Here is a 22991-nt window from a genome sequence, read left to right on the forward strand (position 1 = left end):
TTCCACCCTTTTCGAAATCATGCCTGCCAGTTCGCCGTCCGGCATGCGGGGCGGGCATCCGGGGCATGGCCACGACGCTTCCGTGCGAGGATGCGATGCGCGTCAGTGTGCAGACTTACGGGAAGGCGGACCGTGGCCGAGCAGCTCTACGCCACTCTCAGGACCAGTCGGGGTGACATCGAGATCCGGCTGCTGCCGGAGCACGCCCCGAACACGGTCAGGAACTTCACCGCACTCGCCCGGGGCGAGCGGGAGTGGACGCACCCGGCGACCGGCAAGGTCGCCGCGGACCGGCTGTACGACGGCACCGTCTTCCACCAGGTCATCGAGGGTTTCATGATCCAGGGCGGGGACCCGCTGGGGAACGGGACGGGCGGTCCTGGCTACGAGTTCGCCGACGAGTTCCACCCCGAGCTCTTCTTCGACCGGCCCTATCTGTTGGCCATGGCCAACGCCGGCCCGGGCACCAACGGCTCGCAGTTCTTCATCACGGTCGGCGCGACGACCTGGCTGAACCGCAAGCGCACGATCTTCGGCGAGGTCGTCGGCGCGAGGAGCAGGAAGGTCGTCGACGCGATCGCGTCGGTGCCGGTCAACCCGAACACCAAGCGGCCGCTGAACGACGTGGTCCTGGAGTCGGTCCTCATCGAGACCCGCTGACCCGCTGACCCGCTGATCCGTCCGACCCGCCGATCCGTCTGACCCGCGTACCGCGGATCAGGGAACCATTCCGCCCCGCCCGTCCGTATCAGGAAGGCGGGGCGCTGCCTCGCCGCCCCATCTCCTCGGGAGGGACCTCCATGGAGCCGCAGTCCGGCCTGCCGCGCTGTTACCGCCATCCGGACGTAGAGACAGGCATCCGCTGCACCCGCTGCGAGAAGCCGATCTGCCCGCAGTGCATGGTCTCGGCGTCCGTCGGCTTCCAGTGCCCGGACTGTGTACGGAACGGCTCCGGCACGGGTCACGCGCCCGACGCCAACCAGCCGCGTACGCTCGCCGGCGGCCGGGTGGCGTCCGACGGGCGCCTCGTCACCAAGATCCTCATCGCGATCAACCTGGCCCTCTTCATCGCCGTCCAGGTGGCCGGCGACAGGGTCGTGGACGAGCTGTCGCTGATCGGCTACGCGTTCAGCCCGCCGCTCGGCGAGGTGGTGGGGGTCGCGGACGGTGAGTGGTACCGGCTGCTGACCTCGACCTTCCTCCACCAGGAGGTCGCGCACTTCGTCTTCAACATGCTGGGACTCTGGGTCATCGGCGGCATCGTCGAACCGGAGCTCGGCCGGATCCGGTTCGCCGCGCTCTGTCTGCTCTCCGGACTCTCCGGTTCCGCCCTCGCCTACGCGGTGTCCGCGCCGAACCAGGCCTCGCTGGGTGCCTCCGGCGTCGTCTTCGGACTGATCGGCGCCTGGGCGGTGCTCACCCGGCGACAGCGGTACGACATGCGGCCGGTGGCCCTCTTCGTCGCCCTCTCGCTGCTGCTGACCTTCACCCGCCCCGGGATCTCCTGGGAGGCGCACATCGGCGGTCTCGTCGGCGGCGCCCTGGTGACCTACGGCCTGCTGCACGCGCCGAAGGCCCGGCGGAACCTCGTGCAGTACGGCGCCTGCGGACTGGTGCTCCTGATCGATCTGGGCATGGTCCTGTTCCGCTCGGCCGCGCTCACCTGAGCGCCGAGGGCTGTGGACGAGCTTCTCGCAAAGCTTTCCCCAGAGTTATCCACAGTGCGTGGTGGATCTTGTCCGCCTCGTGGAGAACGACGACGCCCCTCGCTCCTGAACTGGGCTTTTCCAGCGGGAGCGAGAGGCGTGGTGCGTGTGTGGCGGCGCTGCCGCAGTCACACCGGCGTCAACCTGGCCTGGGTTATCCACAGATCTTCGTAAGTTATCCAGTGCTGTGCACAACGCTGTGGATAAGTTCAGGGCAAGGCTTGACGGGCGCGTCGGGCGCCCGCTACTTCCACTGCGTGGAGACGCCGAACCCGGCCGCGATGAAGCCGAAGCCCACCACGATGTTCCAGTTGTTGATGGACTTCACCGGCAGCGTGCCGTCGGTGACGTAGAAGACGACGATCCACACGAGCCCGATCAGGAACAGCGCCAGCATCACCGGTGCCACCCAGCTGCGGTTGGTCAGCTTGATGTTGGTGGCCTGCTTGGCGGGCGGGGGCGTGAAGTCGGCCTTCTTGCGGATACGTGACTTCGGCACGAGGGACTCTCCTGTCGATGCGCTGCGTGACCGCGCAGGGAACTGTGGCTGGCGCCGGGGTGGGACGGCTGGGTGACGTAGGAGGACCACTGCGTCCCCCGGGCGTCCGTTAGCGTAGTGCTTCCACGGCACCGAAGGGGATCAGGGTACGTTGAGCAATTCTGCCGACTCTTCCTCCGGGCCGGGCCGACCCACCAGGTGGCGCCCCGTCCGGGTGCTGACCGCTGCCGTCTTCGCCCTTGCCGGGCTGATCTTCGTGACCAGCTTCAACACTGCCAAGGGTACGAACATCCGGACCGACGCGTCCCTCCTCAGGCTCTCCGACCTGATCGAGGAGCGCAGCCACAAGAACGCCGGCCTGGACGAGTCCACCGCCGCCCTGCGTGACCAGGTCGACACCCTCGCCGCCCGCGACGACGGCTCCACGAGCGCCGAGGACGCGCGGCTGCGCGCCCTGGAGACCGCCGCGGGAACCACCGAGACCTCGGGGGCGGGCCTCACCGTCACCCTGAACGACGCCCCGCCGAACGCCCAGGCGGCCCCCGGCTACCCCGAGCCGCAGGCCAACGACCTCGTCATCCACCAGCAGGACCTCCAGGCGGTCGTGAACGCGCTCTGGCAGGGCGGCGCCCAGGGCGTCAAGGTCATGGACCAGCGGCTCATCTCCACCAGCGCCGTGCGCTGCGTGGGCAACACCCTGATCCTCCAGGGCCGGGTCTACTCACCCCCGTACAAGATCACCGCCGTGGGTGACCGGGGGAAGCTGACCAAGGCGCTCGCCGATTCGCCGGCCGTGCAGAACTACCAGCTGTACGTGAAGGCCTACGGGCTCGGCTGGAAAGTCGACGAGCACAGGGCGGTGACTCTGCCCGGCTACTCCGGCACAGTGGATCTCCACTACGCGAAGCCTGTGAGCTGACTGCGGGGAGGCCCGGCCGGTGGCGGTGCGACTGATCGTCAGGACGTTCAGCGAGCTGTGCCTCACCGTCGGGACCGTGATCGTCCTCTTCGTCGTGTACGTCATGTTCTGGACCGGAGTGCAGGCCCAGAGCGCGACGGCCGGACAGATCGACACGCTGGAGCGGGAGTGGGTGGACCGGCCCGTCGCCGAAGCCGCCACGGCCGCGCCGCCCCCGGAGCCGTACAGAACAGGCCGGGGCATCGCCGTCATGTACGTCCCCCGGCTCGGCAAGAACTGGGAGTGGCCCGTCCTGGAGGGCACGTCCCCCGCCGTCCTCAAGAAGGGCCTCGGCCACTACGCCGCCACCGCCCGCCTCGGTCAGACCGGCAACTTCTCCGTGGCGGGCCACCGGCGCACGTACGGAGATCCGTTCAAGGACTTCCCCCGGCTGCGGCCGGGTGACGCGGTCGTCCTCACCGACGGCACGACCTGGTTCACGTACCGGATCGAGCGCGCCCCGTACCGGACCGTCCCCACCGACGTCGGCGTGATCGACCCCGTCCCGCGCAAGTCCGGCTTCGACGGTCCTGGCCGCTATCTCACCCTCACCACCTGCGAGCCGGAATGGGGCAGCAGCCACCGGCTGATCGCCTGGGCGCACCTCGACGCCACCCAACCTGTGACGCAGGGCAAGCCACCGGCTTTGACGCGCTGACCCCTCAACGATCCTTCGCCCCGTACTCTGGTGCCCGTAACGAACGGAAGGGGCAGTGGACGTCATGTACGGCTGGATCTGGCGGCATCTGCCGGGCAACGCGTGGGTCCGGGGGATCATCTCGCTCGTGCTCGTCCTGGGGGTCGTGTACGCCCTCTTCCAGTACGTGTTCCCCTGGGCGGAGCCTCTGCTTCCGTTCAACGATGTGACGGTGGACGGCCAGTGAGCGCGCGGATTCTCGTCGTCGACAACTACGACAGCTTCGTCTTCAACCTCGTCCAGTACCTGTACCAACTCGGCGCCGAGTGCGAAGTGCTGCGCAACGACGAGGTCGAGCTGAGCCACGCCCAGGACGGCTTCGACGGCGTCCTGCTCTCGCCGGGACCGGGCGCGCCCGAACAGGCCGGTGTCTGCATCGACATGGTGCGCCACTGCGCCGCGACCGGTGTGCCGGTCTTCGGCGTCTGCCTGGGCATGCAGTCGATGGCCGTGGCGTACGGCGGTGTCGTCGACCGCGCCCCCGAGCTGCTGCACGGCAAGACCTCGCTCGTCACGCACGAGGGCCGGGGGGTCTTCGCGGGGCTCCCGTCGCCGTTCACGGCGACGCGCTACCACTCGCTGGCCGCCGAGCCCGCGACGCTGCCGGCCGAGCTCGAGGTCACGGCCCGCACGGAGGACGGCATCATCATGGGCCTGCGCCACCGCGAACTGGCCGTCGAAGGCGTGCAGTTCCACCCCGAGTCGGTGCTCACGGAGCACGGCCACCTGATGCTCGCCAACTGGCTGGAGCAGTGCGGTGACAAGGGGGCGATCGGCAGGTCGGCGGGGCTCGCGCCGGTGGTGGGCAAGGCCGTCGCGTGACGGCGGGGTCGCCGTGGTTCCGGGCGACGAACCTGCCGGAGGACGAGCAGGAGCCCGCGCCGCCGCAGACGGAGGCGATACCGGAGTACGAGGAGACGGCGTACCCGTACCAGCAGCAGTACGCGTACGAGTACGAGCCGATACCTGAGGCCGTAGCGCCGCAGGAGGCCTACCAGGCCCCTGAGGCCGTGCCGTCGCAGGAGCCCTACGAGGCCCCGTACGAGCCTCGGGACGAGACGATGGCCCTGCGGGCCATGGAACCCGGCGGGGCGCCTGAGACGGCCGTGACGCCGCTTCCCGGCCCCGGCAGGGCCGAACGCCGGCGCGCCGCCAAGGGCAAGGGGAAGGGCCGCCGCGGCGGATCGCCGTCCGCGCCGGACTCCGAGACCCCCGACGCGCCCGCCGCACCGATGTCCCGCGTCGAGGCCCGCCGCGCGGCGCGCGCCGCGAGGGACAGCGTGGGTGTCGTCGCCAGCCGCGTCGTGGGCGAGCTGTTCATCACCTTCGGCGTCGTGATGCTGCTCTTCGTCACGTACCAGCTGTGGTGGACGAACGTACGCGCCGATCAGCAGGCGAACCAGGCCAAGGGGCAGATCGAGGACTCCTGGAACAAGGGCAGGGCGCCGGGCGCGTTCGAGCCGGGACAGGGCTTCGCGATCATGTACATCCCCAAGCTGGACGTGGTCGTCCCCGTCGCCGAGGGCATCAACAAGCCCAAGGTCCTGGACCGGGGCATGGTGGGCCACTACAGCGAGGGCAGTCTGAAGACGGCGATGCCCGCCGACAAGCAGGGCAACTTCGCGGTGGCCGGGCACCGCAACACTCACGGCGAACCGTTCCGGTACATCAACCAGTTGGAGCCCGGGGACCCGATCGTCGTGGAGACGCAGGACGCGTACTACACGTACGAGATGGCGAGCATCCTCCCGCAGACGGCGCCGTCGAACGTCTCGGTGATCGACCCGGTGCCGAAGCAGTCCGGCTTCAAGGGGCCGGGACGCTACATCACGCTGACGACCTGTACGCCCGAATTCACCAGTACGTACCGGATGATCGTGTGGGGCAAGATGGTCGAGGAACGCCCGCGCAGCAAGGGAAAGCCGGACGCGCTCCTAGGCTGAGAGCCGACGGACTTACGACCCCACACCTCAGGACGGGACGACGCAGTGTCACGTGCGCGCAACCGGATCGCCGGAGCCATCAGTGTCTTCGGTGAACTCCTCATCACCGCGGGCCTGGTGCTCGGTCTCTTCGTCGTCTACTCGCTCTGGTGGACCAACGTCCTCGCCGACCGCGCCGCCGACAAGGACGGCAACCAGGTCCGCGACAACTGGGCGGCCGGCCCCGGCGCCCTGGACACCAAGGACGGCATCGGCTTCCTGCACGTCCCGAAGATGGGCGGCGGCGAGATACTCGTCAAGAAGGGCACCGACAGCAAGACGCTGAACAACGGTGTCGCCGGCTACTACACCGACCCGGTCAAGTCGGCCCTTCCGCAGGACAAGCAGGGCAACTTCACGCTCGCGGCGCACCGTGACGGGCACGGGGCGAAGTTCCACAACATCCACAAGTTGAAGAACGGCGACTCGATCGTCTTCGAGTCCAAGGACACTTGGTTCGTCTACAAGGTCTACAAGAGCCTGCCGGAGACGACGAAGTACAACGTGGACGTCCTCCAGCCGGTCCCGAAGGAATCGGGCAAGGCGAAGCCGGGCCGCTACATCACGCTGACGACGTGCACCCCGATGTACACCTCGGACTTCCGCTACATCGTCTGGGGCGAGCTGGTCCGCACGGAGAAGGTGAACGCGGACCGCACACCGCCGGCGGAACTGCGGTAGCAACACAGGAGCGGGTCCGCGGCGGGTCCGCGGCGGGCACGCGGCAGGCACGCGGCGGGCACGCCTCAGTACGCATCAAGTACGCGAAGAGCCCCGGCATCCTTCTGGATGCCGGGGCTCTTCTCTTGCGCGTGTGCGGTGCGGCTGCCGACTAGTCGAAGAAGCCGCCGCCGTTGCCGCCGTTGCCACCGTTGTTGTCGCCGTTGCCGAACGTCTTCACGTTGATGGCCTGGTTGGGCTGGCCCACCGTGCCCGCGGGGACGTCCTGCTCCCTGATGCGGGCGTTGCCGTCGTTCGCGCCGTCCACGCTGCCGAGCGTGTAGCCGGCCGCCGCGAGCTGGGCGCGGGCCTGGTCCAGGGTCATCCCGAAGAGGCTCGGAACGGGCTGCTGATTCTGCTGCGGGCCCTTGGAGACCCTCAGCGTGATCTGGACGTCCTTCGGCTGGTTGGTGTTGCCGTTCGGCGTCATCCCGAGGACCGTGCCGAGGGGCTGCTGCGAGTCCTCGTCCTGGCGGCCGACGTTCTCGAAGCCGAGCGTCTTCAGGTCCTGGATGGCCTGGTCGACGTTACGGCCGGTGACGTCGGGAAGCAGCGACTTCGCCTGCTTCGAGACGGTGATCGTGACCTCGGAGCCCTGCTCGGCCTTGGCGCCGCCGTCCGGGCTCTGGCGCAGGACCTTGCCCGGGTCCTGGTCGGAGTCCTCCTGCTTGACGACGACCTTGAAGCCCTTGTCCTTCAGGAGCTGCTCGGCGCTCTCCTGGGACTTCTCCGTCACGTCCGGGATCTCGATCTGCGGCGCGCCCTCGGACACGACGACCGAGATCGTCTCGCCGACGGTCATCTTCGCCGTGCCGTCGGCCACGGGCGTCTGGCTGCAGATCTTGCCCTTCGGCTGCTCGCACCGCGCGGTACCCGACTGGGCGACCTTCACCTGTGCGTTCGTCGCCGAGCTCTTGGCCTCCTCGAACGTGTGGCCGACCAAGGAGGGGACCGTCACCTGCTGCGGATCTTCCTTGGTGTCGAAGATCGAGCGGCCGATGAGGATCGCGCCGACCAGGACCAGGATGCCCGCGAGGACCAGGAGGATCGTCGAGGTGTTCGACTTCTTCTGGCGGCGGCGGTCCGGGCGGTCGTCGTAGCCGTAGCCCCCGTCGTCCGCGTTCATCGGCGGAAGCATGGAGGTCTGCGGGTCGGTCTGGCGCAGGGCGGTCGTCGGCTGGTCGTCCGGGGCGTAGCCGCCGTAGCCGCTGCCGTAACCGCCGCCGTACGCCGCCGCGCCCATCGCCGCGGCCGCGGCGACGGGCTGGCCGTCGAGGCAGGCCTCGATGTCGGCGCGCATCTCGTCGGCGGACTGGTAGCGGTAGTCGGGGTCCTTGACCAGCGCCTTCAGGACGATGGCGTCCATGTTGGGCGTGATCTCGGGGTCGAAGTTGCTCGGCGGCTGCGGCTCTTCCCGTACGTGCTGGTAGGCGACCGCGACCGGGGAGTCGCCGACGAACGGCGGCCGGACGGTCAGCAGCTCGTAGAGGAGGCAGCCGGTGGAGTACAGGTCGGAGCGGGCGTCGACCTGCTCGCCCTTGGCCTGCTCCGGGGAGAGGTACTGGGCCGTGCCGATGACCGCGGCGGTCTGCGTCATGGTCATGCCCGCGTCGCCCATGGCGCGCGCGATGCCGAAGTCCATGACCTTGACCTGGCCGGTGCGCGTCAGCATGACGTTCGCCGGCTTGATGTCGCGGTGCACGATGCCGGCGCGGTGCGAGTACTCCAGCGCCTGGAGGATGCCGACCGTCATCTCGAGCGTGCGCTCGGGCAGCAGCTTGCGCCCGGAGTGCAGCAGCTCGCGGAGGGTCGAGCCGTCGACGTACTCCATCACGATGTACGGGATGGAGACGCCGGAGCCCCCGCCGGAGGCGCTGTCGTACACCATGTCCTCGCCGGTGTCGTAGACAGCGACGATCGCCGGGTGGTTGAGCGAGGCGGCCGACTGGGCCTCACGGCGGAACCGGGCCTGGAAGGACGGGTCGCGGGCGAGGTCGGCCCGCAGCGTCTTCACGGCGACGGTGCGGCCGAGCCGGGTGTCGTGGGCGAGGTAGACCTCTGCCATGCCACCACGGCCGAGCACCGAGCCCAGCTCGTACCGGCCGCCGAGGCGACGCGGCTCTTCCATAACTGATCCAGCCCTCTCCGTCTGTCCCGACCGCACCCGTGTGTGGTCCGGCGGTGTGCTGTTCGCGCAAAGGCTACCGGCCACGGGAGGGCGATCCGCCCGTGACCGCATCCTGATACCTGACCGGTACCTGGCCGGTGCCAGGCCGCAAGGTCAGCTCCTGCTCTTCAGTACCGCCTTCATCACGGCCTTGGCGATCGGGGCGGCGAGACCGCCACCGGAGATGTCCTGGCGGTCCGTACCTGCGGAGTCCTCGACGATGACGGCGACCGCGACCGGGGAGCCCTGGTCGGTCTTGGCGTAGGAGATGAACCAGGCGTAGGGACGCTTGGCGTTCTTCTCGCCGTGCTGGGCCGTACCCGTCTTGCCGCCGACCTTCACGCCGTCCATCTTGACGTCGGCGTTGCCGCCGGTGCCGTCGGTGACGACGTTCTCCATCATCTGCTGGAGCTTCTGCGCGGTCTCGGGGGAGACCGGACGGCTCATCTCCTCCGGCTCGTTCTGCTTGATCACGTCGACGCCCGGGGACTCCAGCTTGTCGATCATGTACGGCTTCATCAGCTTGCCGTCGTTGGCGATCGCGGCCGTGACCATGGCCATCTGGAGCGGGGTCGTCGCGGTGTTGAACTGGCCGATGGAGGAGAGCGCGTTCCCGCCGCGGTCCATCTTCTTGTCGTAGACGGAGGCGGCGGAGCGGACCGGGGTGAACTGCTCGGCATTGAAACCGAACTTTTCGGCCATCTCGACCATCTTGTCGCGGCCGACGTCGTCACCGAGCTTGGCGAAGACCGAGTTGCAGGAGACCTCGAGCGCCTTGTTCAGGCTGGCGTTCTCGCACCCACTGGCGTGGTTGACCATGTTCTTCGTGGAGAGCGGGATCTTGTACGGCTCCGGGGTGTCCGTCGCCGCGTTGATGTCCTTGACCTTGCCGTTCTCCAGCGCCGCGGCCGCCGTGACGACCTTGAAGACGGAGCCGGGCGGGTAGATCTCGCGCAGCGCGCGGTTCTGCTTCGGCTTGTTCTTGTCGTTCTCCAGGGCCACCCATGCCTTCTCGTCCTTGGACGAGTAGCCGGCGAAGGTCGAGGGGTCGTACGAAGGGGTGGACGCGAGCGCGAGGATCTTGCCGGTCTTGGGTTCGATCGCGACGACGGCGCCCGTCTTGTTGCCGAGGCCCTCGAAGGCGGCCTTCTGGGCGGCGCCGCTCAGCGTCGTGACGACGTTGCCGCCCTTCTTCTTGTCACCCGTGAACATCGACAGGGTGCGGTCGAAGAAGAGCCGGTCGTCGTTGCCGGTGAGGATGCCGTCCTCGATCTTCTCGATCTGGTTGGCGTCGTACGCCTGCGAGGCGTAGCCGGTCACCGGCGCCCACATCGGGCCGTCGGTGTAGGTGCGCTTGAAGCGGTAGTACGGATCCTGGGAGTCGACCGAGCCCGTGATCGGCTTGCCGTCCACGATGATGTTGCCGCGCTCGTTGGCGTACCGCTCGATCTGCACCCGCTTGTTGCGCGGGTGCGAGGTCAGCTCGTCGGCGCGGACGTACTGCAGCCAGTTGTCCCGGATGAGCAGGGCGAGGACCAGCAGGCCGCAGAAGATCGCGACCCGGCGCAGGGGCTTGTTCACGGACGGACCACCTGGGTCATCTCGGCGTCGGGGGACGGTGCGGGGGCGGGCGCCGGGCGGCGCGCGGTGTCGCTGATCCGGATCAGGATGCCGATCAGGGCCCAGTTGGCGATCACGGAGGAACCGCCGTACGCGAGGAACGGCATCGTCATACCGGTCAGCGGGATGAGCCCCATCACACCGCCGGCGACGACGAAGATCTGCAGCGCGAACGCGCCCGACAGGCCCATGGCCAGCAGCTTGCCGAAGGGGTCACGGGCCGCGAGAGCGGTGCGGACACCGCGCTCGATGATCAGGCCGTACAGCAGCAGGAACGCCATCACGCCGGTCAGACCGAGCTCCTCGCCGACGGTGGCGAAGATGAAGTCGGAGTTGGCGGCGAAGCCGATCAGGTCGGAGTTGCCCTGGCCGAGGCCCGTACCGAGGATGCCGCCGGAGCCGAAGGACATCAGCACCTGCGACATCTGGTCACAGGCGGCGGCCATGTTCGACCCCTCGGGAGCCGTCTTCAGGCATCCGAAGGGGTCGCTCCAGGCGGCCACACGGGACTGGACGTGCCCGGCGAACGAGGCCACGCCGACGGCGCCGGCGACCGACATCAGCAGACCCATGACGATCCAGCTGGTCCGCTCCGTCGCCACGTACAGCATGATCACGAACATGCCGAAGAAGAGCAGCGAGGTGCCGAGGTCGTTCTCGAAGATCAGGATGAGGAGGCTGACGGCCCAGATCGTCAGGATCGGGCCGAGGTCACGGCCGCGCGGCAGGTAGAGCCCCATGAAGCGGCGGCTGGCCAGGGCCAACGCATCGCGTTTCACCATGAGATAGCCGGAGAAGAAGACCGCCAGGACGATCTTGGCGAACTCACCGGGCTGGATCGAGAAACCGCCGACGCTGATCCAGATCTTCGCGCCGAAGACGTCCGCGCCGAGGCCGGGCACCAGCGGCAGCAGCAGCAGGACGAGCGCCGCGACCATCGAGATGTACGTGAAGCGCTGCAGGACGCGGTGGTCCTTCAGGATCAGCAGCACGCCCACGAACATGGCGATGCCGATCGCCGAGTACATCATCTGGTTCGGCGCGTCCGGGGTGAACGTCTTGTAGCGGGCGATGATGCGCGGCGACTGGTCCAGTCGCCAGATCAGCACCAGGCCCAGACCGTTCAGCAGCGTCGCGAGCGGCAGCAGCAGCGGGTCGGCGTACGGCGCGAACTTGCGCACGACGAGGTGCGCGACGGCGGCGAGCAGGCCGAGGCCGAGGCCGTAGCCGAGCATGCCGGACGGCACCTCGCCGTCGATCGCGAGGCCGACGTTGAGGTACGCGAAGACCGGGATGACGACGGCGAACGCGAGCAGCGCCAGCTCGGTGTTCCGGCGGCTCGGCGCCTCGATCGCGCCGATGGTGGTCGTGTTGGTGACAACGCTCATGGTGGTGAAAGGCCCCCTACGGGTGCTTACTGCTTGCCGCAGTTCGAGGCCAGCTTCTGCTCTTCCTCCGTGAGGGTGGGGCCCGGGGAGGGAGCGGCTGTGGTGGGCTTGTCGGATGTCGAGCCGTCGGCGGGCGGCTTGCTCGCCTGGTCGGCTGCCTTCTCGGCCGCCTCACGGCGCTGCTCGGTCTTCTTGCACGCCGAGGCCTGCAGGGAGAGCTCCGAGATCTTCGTCTCCGCCTTGCCGAGGCTGCCACCGGCGATGGTGTCCTCGACCTGCTTGCGCTGGTAGGGCGGGAGGTACTTGAGTTCGATCTCGGGGTGGTCCTTCTCCACCTCCGAGAGCGAGACCCACGCCAGGTCCTGGCTGATGCCCCGGTAGAGCGCGACGTGCTGGTCCTTGGAACCGACGTAGTACTGCGTCTGCGTCCAGCGGTAGCCGCCGTACAGACCGCCGCCGACCACCGCGAGCGCCAGGCTCAGGAAGAAGATCCGCTTCAGCCACTTGAGGCCGGTGCGCGGCTTCTCGAACTTCTCGTACTTGTCGAAGTCCTCGTCCGTGTACTGCCCGAACGAGCCCTGCGGCGGCATCCCGCCGTACCCGTGGTCGTCGCCGCTGCCGGGCGGGCCGAAGCCCTGCGGCGGGTGCCCGCCGGGCTGCTGCCGGCCCGGCGCGGTCCGGCCCAGGCCGGAGGCCCGGCCGGCCGGGGTCTGCATCGCGCCGCCGTCGGACTGCTGCACCTGGTTCTCGGCGACCGCGCCGACGATGACCGGGGTGTCGCTGAGCTGACCGGCGAGGGTGTCGCCGCCGTCGACGTCGAGGACGTCGGCGACGATCACCGTGATGTTGTCGGGGCCGCCGCCGCGCAGCGCGAGCTGGATCAGCTCCTGCACGGTCTCCTGCGGGCCCTGGTAGCTGGCGAGGGTGTCTTCCATCGTCTGGTGCGAGACGACTCCGGACAGCCCGTCGGAGCAGATCAGATAGCGGTCGCCGGCCCGGACCTCACGGATCGACAGATCCGGCTCGACATGGTCGCCGCTGCCGAGCGCACGCATCAGGAGCGAGCGCTGCGGGTGGGTCGTGGCCTCTTCCTCGGTGATCCGGCCCTCGTCGACGAGCCGCTGCACCCACGTGTGGTCCTGGGTGATCTGCGTGAGCACCCCGTCCCGCAGGAGGTACGCCCGCGAGTCGCCGACGTGCACGAGACCGAGGCGCTGACCCGTCCACAGCAGGGCGGTGAGCGTGGTGCCCATGCCCTCCAGCTGGGGGTCCTCCTCGACCATCATCCGCAGCTGGTCGTTGGCGCGCTGCACCGCGGCGCCGAGCGAGGTGAGGATGTCGGAGCTGGGGACGTCGTCGTCGAGGGTGACCAGGGTCGAGATCACCTCGGACGAGGCGACCTCACCGGCGGCCTGGCCGCCCATGCCGTCCGCGATGGCGAGCAGCCGGGGACCGGCGTAACCGGAGTCCTCGTTGCCCTCGCGGATCATGCCCTTGTGCGACCCGGCGGCGAAGCGCAGTGACAGGCTCATGCGCACCTGCCCTGTCGACGCCGCCTCGGGGTACAGCCGGTCTCGAGCCACACTGCCCACCCTCCGGTCGGGAGCCCGTGCCGGTACGCGGCACGGACCTGACGGTCCGCCGCGCGGTCCGTCGTGGGGACCGCCTCGGCCCGCTCGCTCCGCTCGCTCATTGTCGTACTACTTCCGCAGCTCGATGACGGTCTTGCCGATGCGGATCGGCGCGCCCAGCGGAATCGGCGTGGCGGTGGTGAGACGGGTCCGGTCGAGATACGTGCCGTTGGTGGACCCGAGATCCTCGACGATCCACTGGCCGTCCCGGTCCGGGTAGATCCTCGCGTGCCTGCTGGAGGCGTAGTCGTCGTCCAGCACGATCGTCGAGTCGTGGGCGCGGCCCAGCGTGATGGTCTGCCCCTGCAGGGCGACCGTCGTGCCGGTCAGCGTCCCCTCGGAGACGACGAGTTTGGTCGGGGCGCCGCGGCGCTGGCGGCCGCCGCCCCCGTTCTGCTGTCCACGCTGCTGCGGCGGCTGGGCCGCCTGGCGCGTGTTCTGCTGCGGACGGGCGTCCTGGCGGCGCGAACCGCGCTGCGTGACACGCGTGCCGAACAGGTCGCTCCGAATGACCTGGACGGCCACGATCACGAACAGCCACAGAACGGCCAGGAAACCCAGCCGCATGACCGTCAGGGTCAGCTCTGACATTGCCCCCGCTTCACCCTTCGGCTTGCCGGTAAACGATGGTGGTGCTGCCCACGACGATCCGCGAGCCGTCGCGGAGCGTAGCGCGGGTGGTGTGCTGCCCGTCCACCACGATGCCGTTGGTGGATCCGAGATCCTGGATCGTCGAGGGCGTTCCGGTCCGGATCTCGCAGTGCCGGCGGGAGACGCCGGGATCGTCGATCCTCACGTCCGCGTCGGTGCTGCGGCCAAGGACCAGAGTCGGGCGGGAGATCTGATGGCGGGTGCCGTTGATCTCGATCCACCGGCGCACCTGTGCGCCGGAGGCAGGCATGGGGCCGGGGCCACCGGCCGTGGGACGGCCGGCGGCGGGCGCCTGGCCGGGCTGGTGGCCGGGCGTGTGGGCCGGCCGCTGGCCGCCCGCGCCCGGCGGCGGGGCCGCGGGCATCGGCGGAGCGCCGGCCGGGGGGTAGCCGTAGCCGCCCGGTGCGTGGCCACCCGGGGCGGGACCGCCCGGCTGGGGGCCCGCGGAGGGGGCCTGCTGCTGTGACGAACTCGACGCGAGAGTGCGGCTGCGCACGCGGTACAGACCGGTGTCGAGGTCTTCGGCCTTCTCCAGGTGGACCTTGATCGGACCCATGAAGGTGTACCGCTGCTGCTTCGCGTAGTCGCGGACCAGGCCGGCGAGCTCGTCGCCGAGCTGGCCCGAGTACGGGCTGAGGCGCTCGAAGTCCGGCGTGCTCAGCTCGACGATGAAGTCGTTGGGGACGACGGTCCGCTCGCGGTTCCAGATCGTCGCGTTGTTGTCGCACTCGCGCTGGAGAGCGCCCGCGATCTCGACGGGCTGGACCTCGGACTTGAAGACCTTGGCGAAGGTGCCGTTGACCAGACCTTCGAGCCGCTGTTCGAAACGCTTCAGGACTCCCATGGGGCACCTCCTCCGTCGTTGTCGTCCTGGTACTGCTTACTGATCGTATCCACGCGTCGGGAAATCGGCTGGTTCCCCTTCTCTGCCCTGTGGACGAGTGTCACCTCTCACAGGCCTTCCCCACGGATCGTAGAGGCGGCCCCTGGACAGTGTCCCGCACCCGGGGAGCGAGCAGGAGGAGTGGGGCCGCGCGGTGGGGGCGGTCCGTCCTGTTCCTCCCGTTACTCGTCCACTCTTCGTCTGCTCTTCTCCTGGCCTCGCCCGTCCGTCCCCGCCTCCTTCTTCCGGCTGTCTTCCGTCCGTCTTCCGACTCGTCCTCCATCCGTCTTCCCTCTGTCTCGCGTCCGCTTCGCCGACTCTCCGGAGCCTCGGCTCCTGCCCTGTCGTGCCCTGCCCATGTGTCCCTGTTCGCTCGGGGCGGGGGTCAAACAACAGATGTGAATCCACCGTCTGCGGCGTGCTAATCTTCAGATGTCGCCAGGCGATCGCACCGAAAGGTGAGGGAGCCCGGAGCACACCCAATGCGCGGGTGGCGGAATAGGCAGACGCGCTGGATTCAGGTTCCAGTGCCCGAAAGGGCGTGGGGGTTCAACTCCCCCCTCGCGCACCAGACGGAAGCCCCGTAGGTCATCGACCTACGGGGCTTCTGCGTTGTCGTGACTTTGATGACTGTCGTGACTGTGGCTGTGACGGACGCGGTGACTGTGAGGGACGCGACGTTCGTCGCTGTGGGCCGAGACCAAAGAGAGCCGCCGGCGGGGCGGGGCGCTGCCTAAGGTGCGAGCGTGGACGCGACTTCGAAGATCAGGGCAGGGATCCGCGCCGCGTGGGACTGGTTCGCGGCTCCCGGTATGTGGTCGCGGCGCAGGACCGCCGGCGAGGTGGTGCTCGCCGTCGTGATGGGGCTGCTCGCCGCCGGCACCGAGGAACTGCTGGGCGGCGAGGGGTGGCGGCTCGCGGTGGTCGGCCTGTCGGCCGCCGTGCTGTCGGTGCTGCGCCGGCGGCTGCCCGTGGCTGTGCTCATCGTCACGGCGGCCTGCGCGCCGCTCGTGCCCGGCTTCCTCGCCCTGCTGATACTCGTCGGCTGGTCCTCGGGCCGGTACATCGCCGGAGCCGGACGGGCACTGATCGCCTACACCGTCGCGTACGTGTTCAACATCGCGGCGGGCCTGGTCGAGATATGGGACCTGCACCGGGCGCTGTCGGTCGTGTTCATGTCGACGCTCTACTTCCTGGCGACGACCCTGGCGCCCGGCCTCGCCAACCGGTACTGGACGCAGCGCAGGACCCTGCTGCACGCCCTGCAGGAGGGCAACGCCCAGCTGCTGCGCGAGCGCGCGATGGTGGTCGGGCAGGCGCGGCTTCTCGAACGGCAGCGGATCGCCCAGGACATGCACGACAGCCTCGGGCACCAGCTCGCGCTGATCGCGGTCCACACCGGCGCCCTGGAGGTCGACCGGGAGCTGACCGACCGCCAGCGCGAGGCCGTGGGGGTGCTGCGCAACGCGTCGGTGACCGCGATGCACGAGCTGCGCGAGGTCGTCGGCATCCTGCGGGACGGCGTCCACGCGGGGGCGGAGACCGCGGCCCTGCCGACGGGGGCGGGCGACACCTCGGGGCGGGCGGCGCGGGGGACCGCCGGCATCGAGGGGCTCGTCGAGGCCTCGCGGGCCGCGGGGAACCGGGTGGGGCTGAGGCGGCGCGGGGAGTACCGGCCGCTGCCGCCGGCCGCGGACCACGCCGCGTACCGGATCGTCCAGGAGTCGCTGACGAACGCCTACAAGCACGCCCCGGGCGCGCTCATCGACGTGGAGGTGCGGTACGAGCCGGACTCCCTGGTCGTGGAGATCGTCAACGAGGCGGCCGGGCAGGCCCCGGAGGACGTGGTCAGCGGCGGGCAGGGGTTGACCGGGCTGCACGAGCGGGCCCGGCTCGTCGGCGGCATCGTCCACGCGGGGCCGGTGGACGGCGGGGGGTTCCGGGTCGCCGGGATGCTGCCCTACGGGGTGGTGGAGGCAGCGCCTTTGGTCGATGCCGCCGACGACTTCCGGCAGCAGTCGACGAGGTCGCCGCTGCGCCACCGTGGTGCGGTCCCGGTCGGGCAGGCCGACTGGACGGTCACGGAACGGGAGTTGGCGATGGCGATGAGTGGGGGCAGGAGCACGGGCGGCGGGGTCGCGCTGGGATGCGGGATAGCGCTCGCGGCGCTGGTGCTGCTGCTGGTGGCGGGGGGCTTCGGCGTCTACTTCCTGGTCGGGTCCCTGGAGAAGGGCATGATCGATCCGGCCGAGTACAACGCCGTCACGGTCGGCTCGACCGAGAAGGAGGTCCGCGACAAGCTGCCGTCCGGCGACACCATCACCACCTCCGGACTGCACGGCAAGGGCCCCAAGGAGCCCGAGGGGTCGAACTGCTTGGTGCTGATGTCCTCCGAGCTGGGGAGCAGCATGGAGACCGAGCCGGTTTTCCGGTTCTGCTTCAAGGACGGCAAGCTGATCGAGAAGAAGTCGTACGAGGTCACGCGCTAGCGCTGACCCGCCCGGACCGGTAGCCGTTGGGGAGTAGCTGTGGCAGGGCAGCGCATCAGGGTCGTGATCGCCGATGACGAGCCGCTGATCAGGGCCGGGATCCGGATGATCCTCACCTCGGACGAGGACATCGAGGTGGTCGCGGAGGCGGCGAACGGCCGGGAGGCCATCGAGCACGTGCGCGCGCACGTCGCCGACGTGGTGCTGCTCGACATCCAGATGCCGGTGCTCGACGGACTGTCCGCCCTGCCGGAGCTGCGTCGGGTCGCGCCGTCGACGCGGGTGATCGTGCTGACGACGTTCGGCGAGCGGGAGAACGTACTGCGGGCCCTGGAGCACGGGGGTGCCGGGTTCCTGCTCAAGGACACGGCCCCGGCCGAGCTGATCCGCGCGGTACGGGCCGCGGCGGCGGGTGACGCGTATCTCTCGCCCGCCGCGACCCGTCACGTGGTGGAGCAGCTGGCCTCGGGCCGTGAGGTGGCGCGCGCGGAGCAGGCCAGGGGGCGGGTGGCGGCGCTGAGCGAGAAGGAGCGCGAGGTCCTCGCGCTCCTCGGCGAGGGGCTGTCCAACGCGGACGCGGGGCGCCGGCTGCACATGAGCGAGGCCACCGTGAAGACGTACGTCAGCCGGATCCTGGCGAAGCTGGGCTGCGAGAACCGGGTGCAGGCGGCGCTGCTCGCCCGCGACGCCGGGCTCTAGTCCGCGGGCTCTAGGGAGTGTCCGGAAAGTATGGTCGTCCGCCCGAAGGGCGTCGCGAGCCAGGCCAGACTTTCCGGACGCGACCTAGGGGCTGTCCGCCGTCGCTGTGCCCGCGTTGTAGCGGAGCAGGTACGAGGCGAACCGGGCGAGGTCCTCGGCCGACCAGTCCTTCAGGCGCTCCTGGTAGGCGGCATGGCGGCTCGCCTGGGTGGCCGCGAGGACGCGGCTGCCCGCCGCTGTGGGATGCAGGACCTGGACCCGGTGGTCCTCAGGGTCCGGTCGGCGCTCGACCAGGCCGAGCCTCTCCAGGCCGCCGATCTGGCGGCTGACCGTCGACTTGTCCAGCAGGTAGTGGGCGGCGAGGTCGGTGGCGCGGCAGCCCTGTCGGTCGTCGATGTGGGCGAGCAGGGTGTACGACACCAGCGGCAGATCCGGATGGAGCCGGGCGGCCGCGGCGCGGGCGCGGCGGGCGAAGGCCGTCAGCTCCCGCTGGATCGTGTCGACGGAGGCCTCACGCGGGCCGTCGGCGTCGGTCATGGTGTGCTCCGTGGGGTCGTTCACCGGTTCCGCCGTGGTGTCAGTTGTATAGTACAACCATGATTTAGGTGTACAGTGCATCCATATTCGGTTGTAAAAGCCAACCATGGAGGTGCTCGGTGTCCGCCGGACTCCCATCCGTATCCGCGTCAGCGTCCGCATCCGCGGGACCGGCGTCGACAGGGGCGCTGCGCCATGTGCTCGGACACCTGCTCACCCCGCTGCTGATGTGCGTCGGCATGGGGCTCGCCTACCTCGGCGCGTTCCATGCCCCCCAGCCCCACGACCTGCGCGTCGACGTTGTCGGCTCCGGACCTTCCGCCCAGGTCCTCGCCCAGACCCTCCACGACAATGGCGACGGCGCCCTCGACGTCCGTACCGTCCCCGACCGGGAGACCGCCGTCACCGCGCTGCGCGAGCAGACCTCCTTCGGCGCCTACCTCCCCGGCACCCACCCCGAACTGCTCGTCGCCTCCGCCTCCTCCGACACCAGCGCCATGGCCGTCGAGAAGGTCTTCACCAAGGTCGCCGCCGGACAGGACGCACCCCTGGAGGTCACCGACGTCGCCCCCGTCCCGGACGGCGACCCCACCGGACAGGGCGTCTTCTTCCTCCTGGTCGCGCTCAGCATCGGCTCGTACGCCTCCGTCGCCGTCATCGGCGGCGCCGGGGCCGTCCTGGCCCTGCGCGTCCGCGCCCTGCTCGCCACCGGAATGTCGCTCGTCGTCAGCCTCGTCGGCGCGGTCTTCGCCGGACCGATGTTCCACCTCGTCGACCGAGGACTCGGCGGCGTCTGGGCGATGTCCTGGCTGTACTCGGCCGGCATCCTGCTGATCGGCGTCGGACTCCACACCTTCCTGCGCCGCTGGACCACCCTCGGCGTGATGGTGCTGTTCGTCATGCTCAACTTCACCAGCTCCGGCGGGATCTACCGCCCCGAGCTGCAGCCCGGCTTCTTCGGCTCCCTGCACGCCTTCTGGAACGGCGCCGGCTTCGTCGAGGGCGTCCGCAGCCACGTCTACTTCGACGGCCACGCCCTGGGCGGACACCTCCTGGTCCTCGCGCTCTGGCTCCTCGCCGGAGTGGCCGTCACGGTGTGCGCGGGCCTCGCCGAGGCGCGCCGCCGCCCGGCCCCGGCAGCCCCCGCACAGGAGGAGGAATCGGAGGAGGAGATGGAGGAGGCCGTCGGGGTCTGAGCGCGGCCCGAAGCAGCCCGGACAGTTGTCCACAGGCCGTTGTCCACAGGGGAAGACGCCCCGTCGAACCCGGCGGTACCGTCATCCCCGTCGATGTTGAACAGCACAGGCAGCACGAAAACGGGGGAGGACGTCCCATGGGCGAGATCCGGGCAGCGGTACCAGGACAGCGAGGCACGGACGGCGGGCGCGTACCGCACGTGCCCGGGTTCGCCCGGCGAGCCGCCGCGGGGGTCACCGACTCCCCCAAGGAACAGGGCAAGGCCCTGCGGACGCGCGTCCCGCGCGCCACCCACGACAAGCTCGTCCCCGCCGTCGACCGACCCGACGCCGTCCGCGCCGTCGAGGACTCCAGCCGCGACCGCGTGCCGGAACTGGCACCCATACGAGTCGGACGCATGGCCGCGAGCCCCTTCGCGTTCCTGCGCGGCTCCGCCGGACTCATGGCCCACGACCTGACCGGCTCCCCCGTCACCGGTGTCGCCGCCCAGATCTGCGGCGACGCGCACGCGGCCAACTTCGGCCTCTACGGGGACGCCCGCGGCCGTCTCGTCATCGACCTCAACGACTTCGACGAGACCGTCGTCGGCCCCTGGGAATGGGACCTCAAGAGGCTCGCCACCTCCCTGGTGCTCGCCGGACGGGAAACAGGGGCGAGCGAGGACACCTGCCGCGCCGCCGCGTTCGACACCGTCGGCGCCTACCGGCGGACCATGCGCCTGCTGGCCAAGCTCCCCGCCCTCGACGCCTGGAACGCCATAGCCGACGAGGAGCTCGTCTCCCACACCGACGCCCGCGACCTGCTCGGCACCCTCGAACGCGTCTCGGCCAAGGCCCGGAACAACACCAGCGCGCGCTTCGCCGCCAAATCGACCGAGTCCGCGACCGACGCCGACGGCGGAGGCCGCCGGTTCGTGGACGCGCCGCCCGTCCTGAGCCGCGTCCCCGACGAGGAGGCGGCGGCCGTCGCCGCCGCGCTCGGCGCCTACCTGGACACCGTCTCGGAGGACCGGCTGCCGCTGCTCGCGCGGTACGCCGTCCATGACGTCGCCTTCCGCGTCGTCGGCACCGGCAGCGTCGGCACCCGCTCGTACGTGGTGCTGCTCCTCGATCACCGGGGCGAGCCGCTTGTCCTCCAGGTGAAGGAGGCACGGCCCTCCGCGCTGCTCCCGCACCTTCCGGCCGTCGGCTTCACCGTCCCGGACGCGGGGCAGCACGAAGGCCGGCGCGTGGTGCTCGGACAGAAGCGGATGCAGGTCGTCAGCGACATCCTGCTCGGCTGGACCACGGTCCAGGGGCGACCTTTCCAGGTGCGCCAGTTCCGCAACCGCAAGGGCAGCGTCGACCCGGCCGCGCTCACTCCCGACCAGGTCGACGACTACGGCCGCATGACCGGCGCGCTGCTGGCCCGCGCCCACGCCCACAGCGCCGACCCGCGCCTGATAGCGGGCTACTGCGGCAAGAGCGAGGAGCTCGACGAGGCCATCGCGTCCTTCGCCGTCGCCTACGCCGACCGCACCACGGCGGACCACACCGACCTGGTGACGGCGATACGCGACGGCCGGACAGCAGCCGAACTCGGAGTGTGACGGCCCAGGCCTGCCCGAACCCCGGGCGCCCACGGGCCACGGGGGACCGGGGGGACGGGGGCGGGGGGAGGGAGGGGGGGAGGGGCCCCCGGGGATCGTAGGCTGGTGGGGTGACGGACCGGAGCGAGGACGTGGGCGTGGACCAGGACGTGGACCCGGGCGCAGGCACGGGTACGGGCGCGGGCACCGGCACCGGCGTGGGTGAAGGTGCGGATCCGGAAGCCGCCGTGGGTGACGGTACGGGCGCCGGTGCCGACGTGGCTGATGGTGCGGGTCCCGAGGCCGCCGTGGGTGACGGTGCAGCGCCCGAGGCCGGCGTGGGTGACGGCGAGCGTCCCGAGGCCGGCGTGGGTGACCGTGCGGGGGCCGGTGGCGGTGGGGATGAGCGGCCTGAGGCTCGGTTGGAGAAGGCCGTGCGGGTGGCCGAGCAGGCGCTGATCGAGTTCGAGATCGCCGTGGAGACCTTCCGCGTCGAGGTCGACAACTTCTCCCGGCTGCACCACCAGAAGCTCGGGCCGATGTACGCGCGGCTCGACGAGCTGGACGCCCAGATCGCCGAGGCGCGCGCCGCCCTGAGCGGGGATCCGGAGGATCTGCGGCGGGCGCAGGAGGCGCGGGCGGTCGTCATGCCGATGCCCGGTGTCGAGGAGCTCTTCCACGACTGGATCGACTCCGACGGGCTCTCCCCCGAGGCCGCGGCGATGTTGACCGAGCAGCCCGTGCAGCCGCCCAAGCGGGTCCGGCCCGCCGAGGAGGCCCGGAAGCTGTATCGCGAGCTGGCCCGGCAGGCCCACCCGGACCTGGCGCGCGAGGAGGACGAGCGCAAGCGGCGCGAGGAGTTCATCACCCGGGTGAACGGGGCCTACGCGCGCGGTGACATCGCGCTGTTGCGCGAACTGTCCGCCGAGTGGGCGGCCGGTCCGGTGCCCGAGCCGGAGCGGCTCAGCGAGAGCGAGGAGCTGTACGCGCGGCTGGAGTGGCTGTCGCAGCGCAAGGAGCTGCTGACGCTGGTCGCGCGGGAGCTGGAGGAGAGCGCGATCGGCGCGATGCTGCGGATGGCGCCCGACGACCCCGATCAGCTCCTCGAGGAGATCGCCGAGCAGTTGCTCGCGCAGGTCTCCGAGCGGGAGGCGGAGCTGGCCGCGTTGGCGCGGCCGGTGCAGTAGGTTTCCACAGGGCTCGATCCCTTCGAGCCGTTCGTACGAGAGAAGGCCTGTCCCATGAACTTCGCCCCGCTCCCCTCGGTGGACGCGGCTTCCGTGCCGGCCGATGCCCTGGTGCTGGACGTCCGTGAGGACGACGAGTGGGCGGCCGGTCATGCCGAGGGTGCGCTGCACGTGCCGATGAGCGACTTCGTGGCGCGCTTCGGTGAGGTGACCGAGGCCGTGGCCGACGGGCGTCGGGCGTATGTGATGTGCCGGGTGGGTGGCCGGTCGGCTCAGGTCACGCAGTACCTGGTGCAGCAGGGGATCGACGCGGTGAACGTCGACGGCGGCATGATCGCCTGGGACGAGTCCGGTCGGCCGGTGGTGACGGAGGCCGGCGCCCCGGGGTTCGTGGCCTGATTCGGTTCCGGTCC

Annotated in this window: 22 protein-coding genes and 1 tRNA gene; 15 read left to right on the plus strand and 8 right to left on the minus strand. The window is 70.0% G+C overall.

What is annotated here, in order from left to right; all coding sequences use genetic code 11:
* The first annotated feature begins 132 nt into the window (after positions 1–132).
* Positions 133–660: a peptidylprolyl isomerase gene (locus ACGFYP_RS08675; RefSeq protein ID WP_393488066.1), complete on the plus strand. Its 528-nt coding sequence runs from the start codon at positions 133–135 to the stop codon at positions 658–660.
* 140 nt (positions 661–800) lie between these two features.
* A complete protein-coding gene (locus ACGFYP_RS08680) occupies positions 801–1667 on the plus strand; it encodes a rhomboid family intramembrane serine protease (protein ID WP_361960141.1) in 867 nt (288 codons plus the stop codon).
* 283 nt (positions 1668–1950) lie between these two features.
* Here ACGFYP_RS08680 and crgA read toward each other — a convergent pair whose 3' ends face one another.
* Positions 1951–2205, minus strand: a complete 255-nt coding sequence (gene crgA, locus ACGFYP_RS08685) for a cell division protein CrgA (protein WP_137988265.1) — start codon at positions 2203–2205, stop codon at positions 1951–1953.
* 151 nt (positions 2206–2356) lie between these two features.
* Between crgA and ACGFYP_RS08690 the strand changes: the two genes are divergently transcribed.
* The 6 genes from ACGFYP_RS08690 to ACGFYP_RS08715 are packed head-to-tail and all read left to right on the plus strand — an operon-like array spanning position 2357 to position 6523.
* Complete coding sequence (locus tag ACGFYP_RS08690; protein WP_393488070.1) at positions 2357–3124, plus strand: DUF881 domain-containing protein; 768 nt, start codon at positions 2357–2359, stop codon at positions 3122–3124.
* 19 nt (positions 3125–3143) lie between these two features.
* Positions 3144–3821, plus strand: a complete 678-nt coding sequence (locus ACGFYP_RS08695; RefSeq protein WP_393488072.1) for a class E sortase — start codon at positions 3144–3146, stop codon at positions 3819–3821.
* 55 nt (positions 3822–3876) lie between these two features.
* Complete coding sequence (locus ACGFYP_RS08700) at positions 3877–4047, plus strand: hypothetical protein (RefSeq protein ID WP_361600656.1); 171 nt, start codon at positions 3877–3879, stop codon at positions 4045–4047.
* The gene (locus ACGFYP_RS08705) at positions 4044–4682 is read left to right on the plus strand and encodes an aminodeoxychorismate/anthranilate synthase component II (protein WP_393488075.1); all 639 of its coding nucleotides are present in this window, start codon (positions 4044–4046) and stop codon (positions 4680–4682) included. The genes ACGFYP_RS08700 and ACGFYP_RS08705 overlap by 4 nt, the downstream gene beginning before the upstream one ends.
* Positions 4679–5803 (plus strand): class E sortase, encoded by a 1125-nt coding sequence (locus ACGFYP_RS08710; RefSeq protein ID WP_393488078.1) that lies wholly within the window; start codon positions 4679–4681, stop codon positions 5801–5803. Before ACGFYP_RS08705 ends, ACGFYP_RS08710 begins: the two co-directional genes overlap by 4 nt.
* Positions 5804–5848: 45 nt before the next feature.
* Positions 5849–6523 carry a class E sortase gene (locus ACGFYP_RS08715; protein WP_393488082.1) on the plus strand — a complete coding sequence of 225 codons (675 nt, stop codon included), beginning with the start codon at positions 5849–5851 and terminating at the stop codon, positions 6521–6523.
* A gap of 151 nt (positions 6524–6674) precedes the next feature.
* On the opposite strand, the gene pknB is transcribed toward ACGFYP_RS08715, so the two are convergent.
* The 6 genes from pknB to ACGFYP_RS08745 form a co-directional block, all read right to left on the minus strand.
* On the minus strand, positions 6675–8690 hold the full coding sequence (pknB, locus tag ACGFYP_RS08720; protein ID WP_393488085.1) for a Stk1 family PASTA domain-containing Ser/Thr kinase: 2016 nt from the start codon (positions 8688–8690) through the stop codon (positions 6675–6677).
* A gap of 153 nt (positions 8691–8843) precedes the next feature.
* Positions 8844–10310: a penicillin-binding transpeptidase domain-containing protein gene (locus ACGFYP_RS08725; RefSeq protein ID WP_361960120.1), complete on the minus strand. Its 1467-nt coding sequence runs from the start codon at positions 10308–10310 to the stop codon at positions 8844–8846.
* Positions 10307–11737: an FtsW/RodA/SpoVE family cell cycle protein gene (locus ACGFYP_RS08730; protein WP_361960117.1), complete on the minus strand. Its 1431-nt coding sequence runs from the start codon at positions 11735–11737 to the stop codon at positions 10307–10309. The genes ACGFYP_RS08725 and ACGFYP_RS08730 overlap by 4 nt, the downstream gene beginning before the upstream one ends.
* A 26-nt stretch (positions 11738–11763) precedes the next feature.
* Positions 11764–13269 carry a Stp1/IreP family PP2C-type Ser/Thr phosphatase gene (locus ACGFYP_RS08735; protein ID WP_393488090.1) on the minus strand — a complete coding sequence of 502 codons (1506 nt, stop codon included), beginning with the start codon at positions 13267–13269 and terminating at the stop codon, positions 11764–11766.
* A gap of 168 nt (positions 13270–13437) precedes the next feature.
* Positions 13438–13959 (minus strand): FHA domain-containing protein, encoded by a 522-nt coding sequence (locus ACGFYP_RS08740; protein ID WP_361960111.1) that lies wholly within the window; start codon positions 13957–13959, stop codon positions 13438–13440.
* Positions 13960–13969: 10 nt separating this feature from the next.
* A complete protein-coding gene (locus ACGFYP_RS08745; RefSeq protein ID WP_393488093.1) occupies positions 13970–14863 on the minus strand; it encodes an FhaA domain-containing protein in 894 nt (297 codons plus the stop codon).
* A 523-nt stretch (positions 14864–15386) separates the two neighbouring features.
* Here ACGFYP_RS08745 and ACGFYP_RS08750 point away from each other — a divergent pair.
* The 3 genes from ACGFYP_RS08750 (at position 15387) to ACGFYP_RS08760 (ending at position 18090) form a co-directional block, all read left to right on the plus strand.
* A tRNA-Leu gene (locus ACGFYP_RS08750) sits at positions 15387–15473 on the plus strand.
* A 241-nt stretch (positions 15474–15714) separates the two neighbouring features.
* Complete coding sequence (locus tag ACGFYP_RS08755) at positions 15715–17391, plus strand: sensor histidine kinase (protein WP_393489124.1); 1677 nt, start codon at positions 15715–15717, stop codon at positions 17389–17391.
* A 39-nt stretch (positions 17392–17430) separates the two neighbouring features.
* Complete coding sequence (locus ACGFYP_RS08760) at positions 17431–18090, plus strand: response regulator (RefSeq protein ID WP_393488096.1); 660 nt, start codon at positions 17431–17433, stop codon at positions 18088–18090.
* 84 nt (positions 18091–18174) lie between these two features.
* Here the strand turns inward: ACGFYP_RS08760 and ACGFYP_RS08765 are convergent, their stop codons facing one another.
* Positions 18175–18627, minus strand: coding sequence for a MarR family winged helix-turn-helix transcriptional regulator (locus ACGFYP_RS08765; protein ID WP_393488099.1), 453 nt, complete (start codon positions 18625–18627; stop codon positions 18175–18177).
* A gap of 197 nt (positions 18628–18824) precedes the next feature.
* Here ACGFYP_RS08765 and ACGFYP_RS08770 point away from each other — a divergent pair, with 197 nt between their 5' ends.
* The 4 genes from ACGFYP_RS08770 (at position 18825) to ACGFYP_RS08785 (ending at position 22977) form a co-directional block, all read left to right on the plus strand.
* Positions 18825–19823, plus strand: a complete 999-nt coding sequence (locus ACGFYP_RS08770) for a hypothetical protein (protein ID WP_393488101.1) — start codon at positions 18825–18827, stop codon at positions 19821–19823.
* A gap of 137 nt (positions 19824–19960) precedes the next feature.
* Positions 19961–21412 (plus strand): DUF2252 domain-containing protein, encoded by a 1452-nt coding sequence (locus tag ACGFYP_RS08775; protein WP_393488105.1) that lies wholly within the window; start codon positions 19961–19963, stop codon positions 21410–21412.
* A gap of 317 nt (positions 21413–21729) precedes the next feature.
* On the plus strand, positions 21730–22578 hold the full coding sequence (locus ACGFYP_RS08780; protein ID WP_393489128.1) for a hypothetical protein: 849 nt from the start codon (positions 21730–21732) through the stop codon (positions 22576–22578).
* A gap of 54 nt (positions 22579–22632) precedes the next feature.
* Positions 22633–22977: a rhodanese-like domain-containing protein gene (locus tag ACGFYP_RS08785; protein WP_393488107.1), complete on the plus strand. Its 345-nt coding sequence runs from the start codon at positions 22633–22635 to the stop codon at positions 22975–22977.
* Positions 22978–22991 lie beyond the last annotated feature (14 nt).

The sequence above is a fragment of the Streptomyces sp. NPDC048370 genome, assembly GCF_043200825.1.
Classification (GTDB): Bacteria; Actinomycetota; Actinomycetes; order Streptomycetales; family Streptomycetaceae; genus Streptomyces.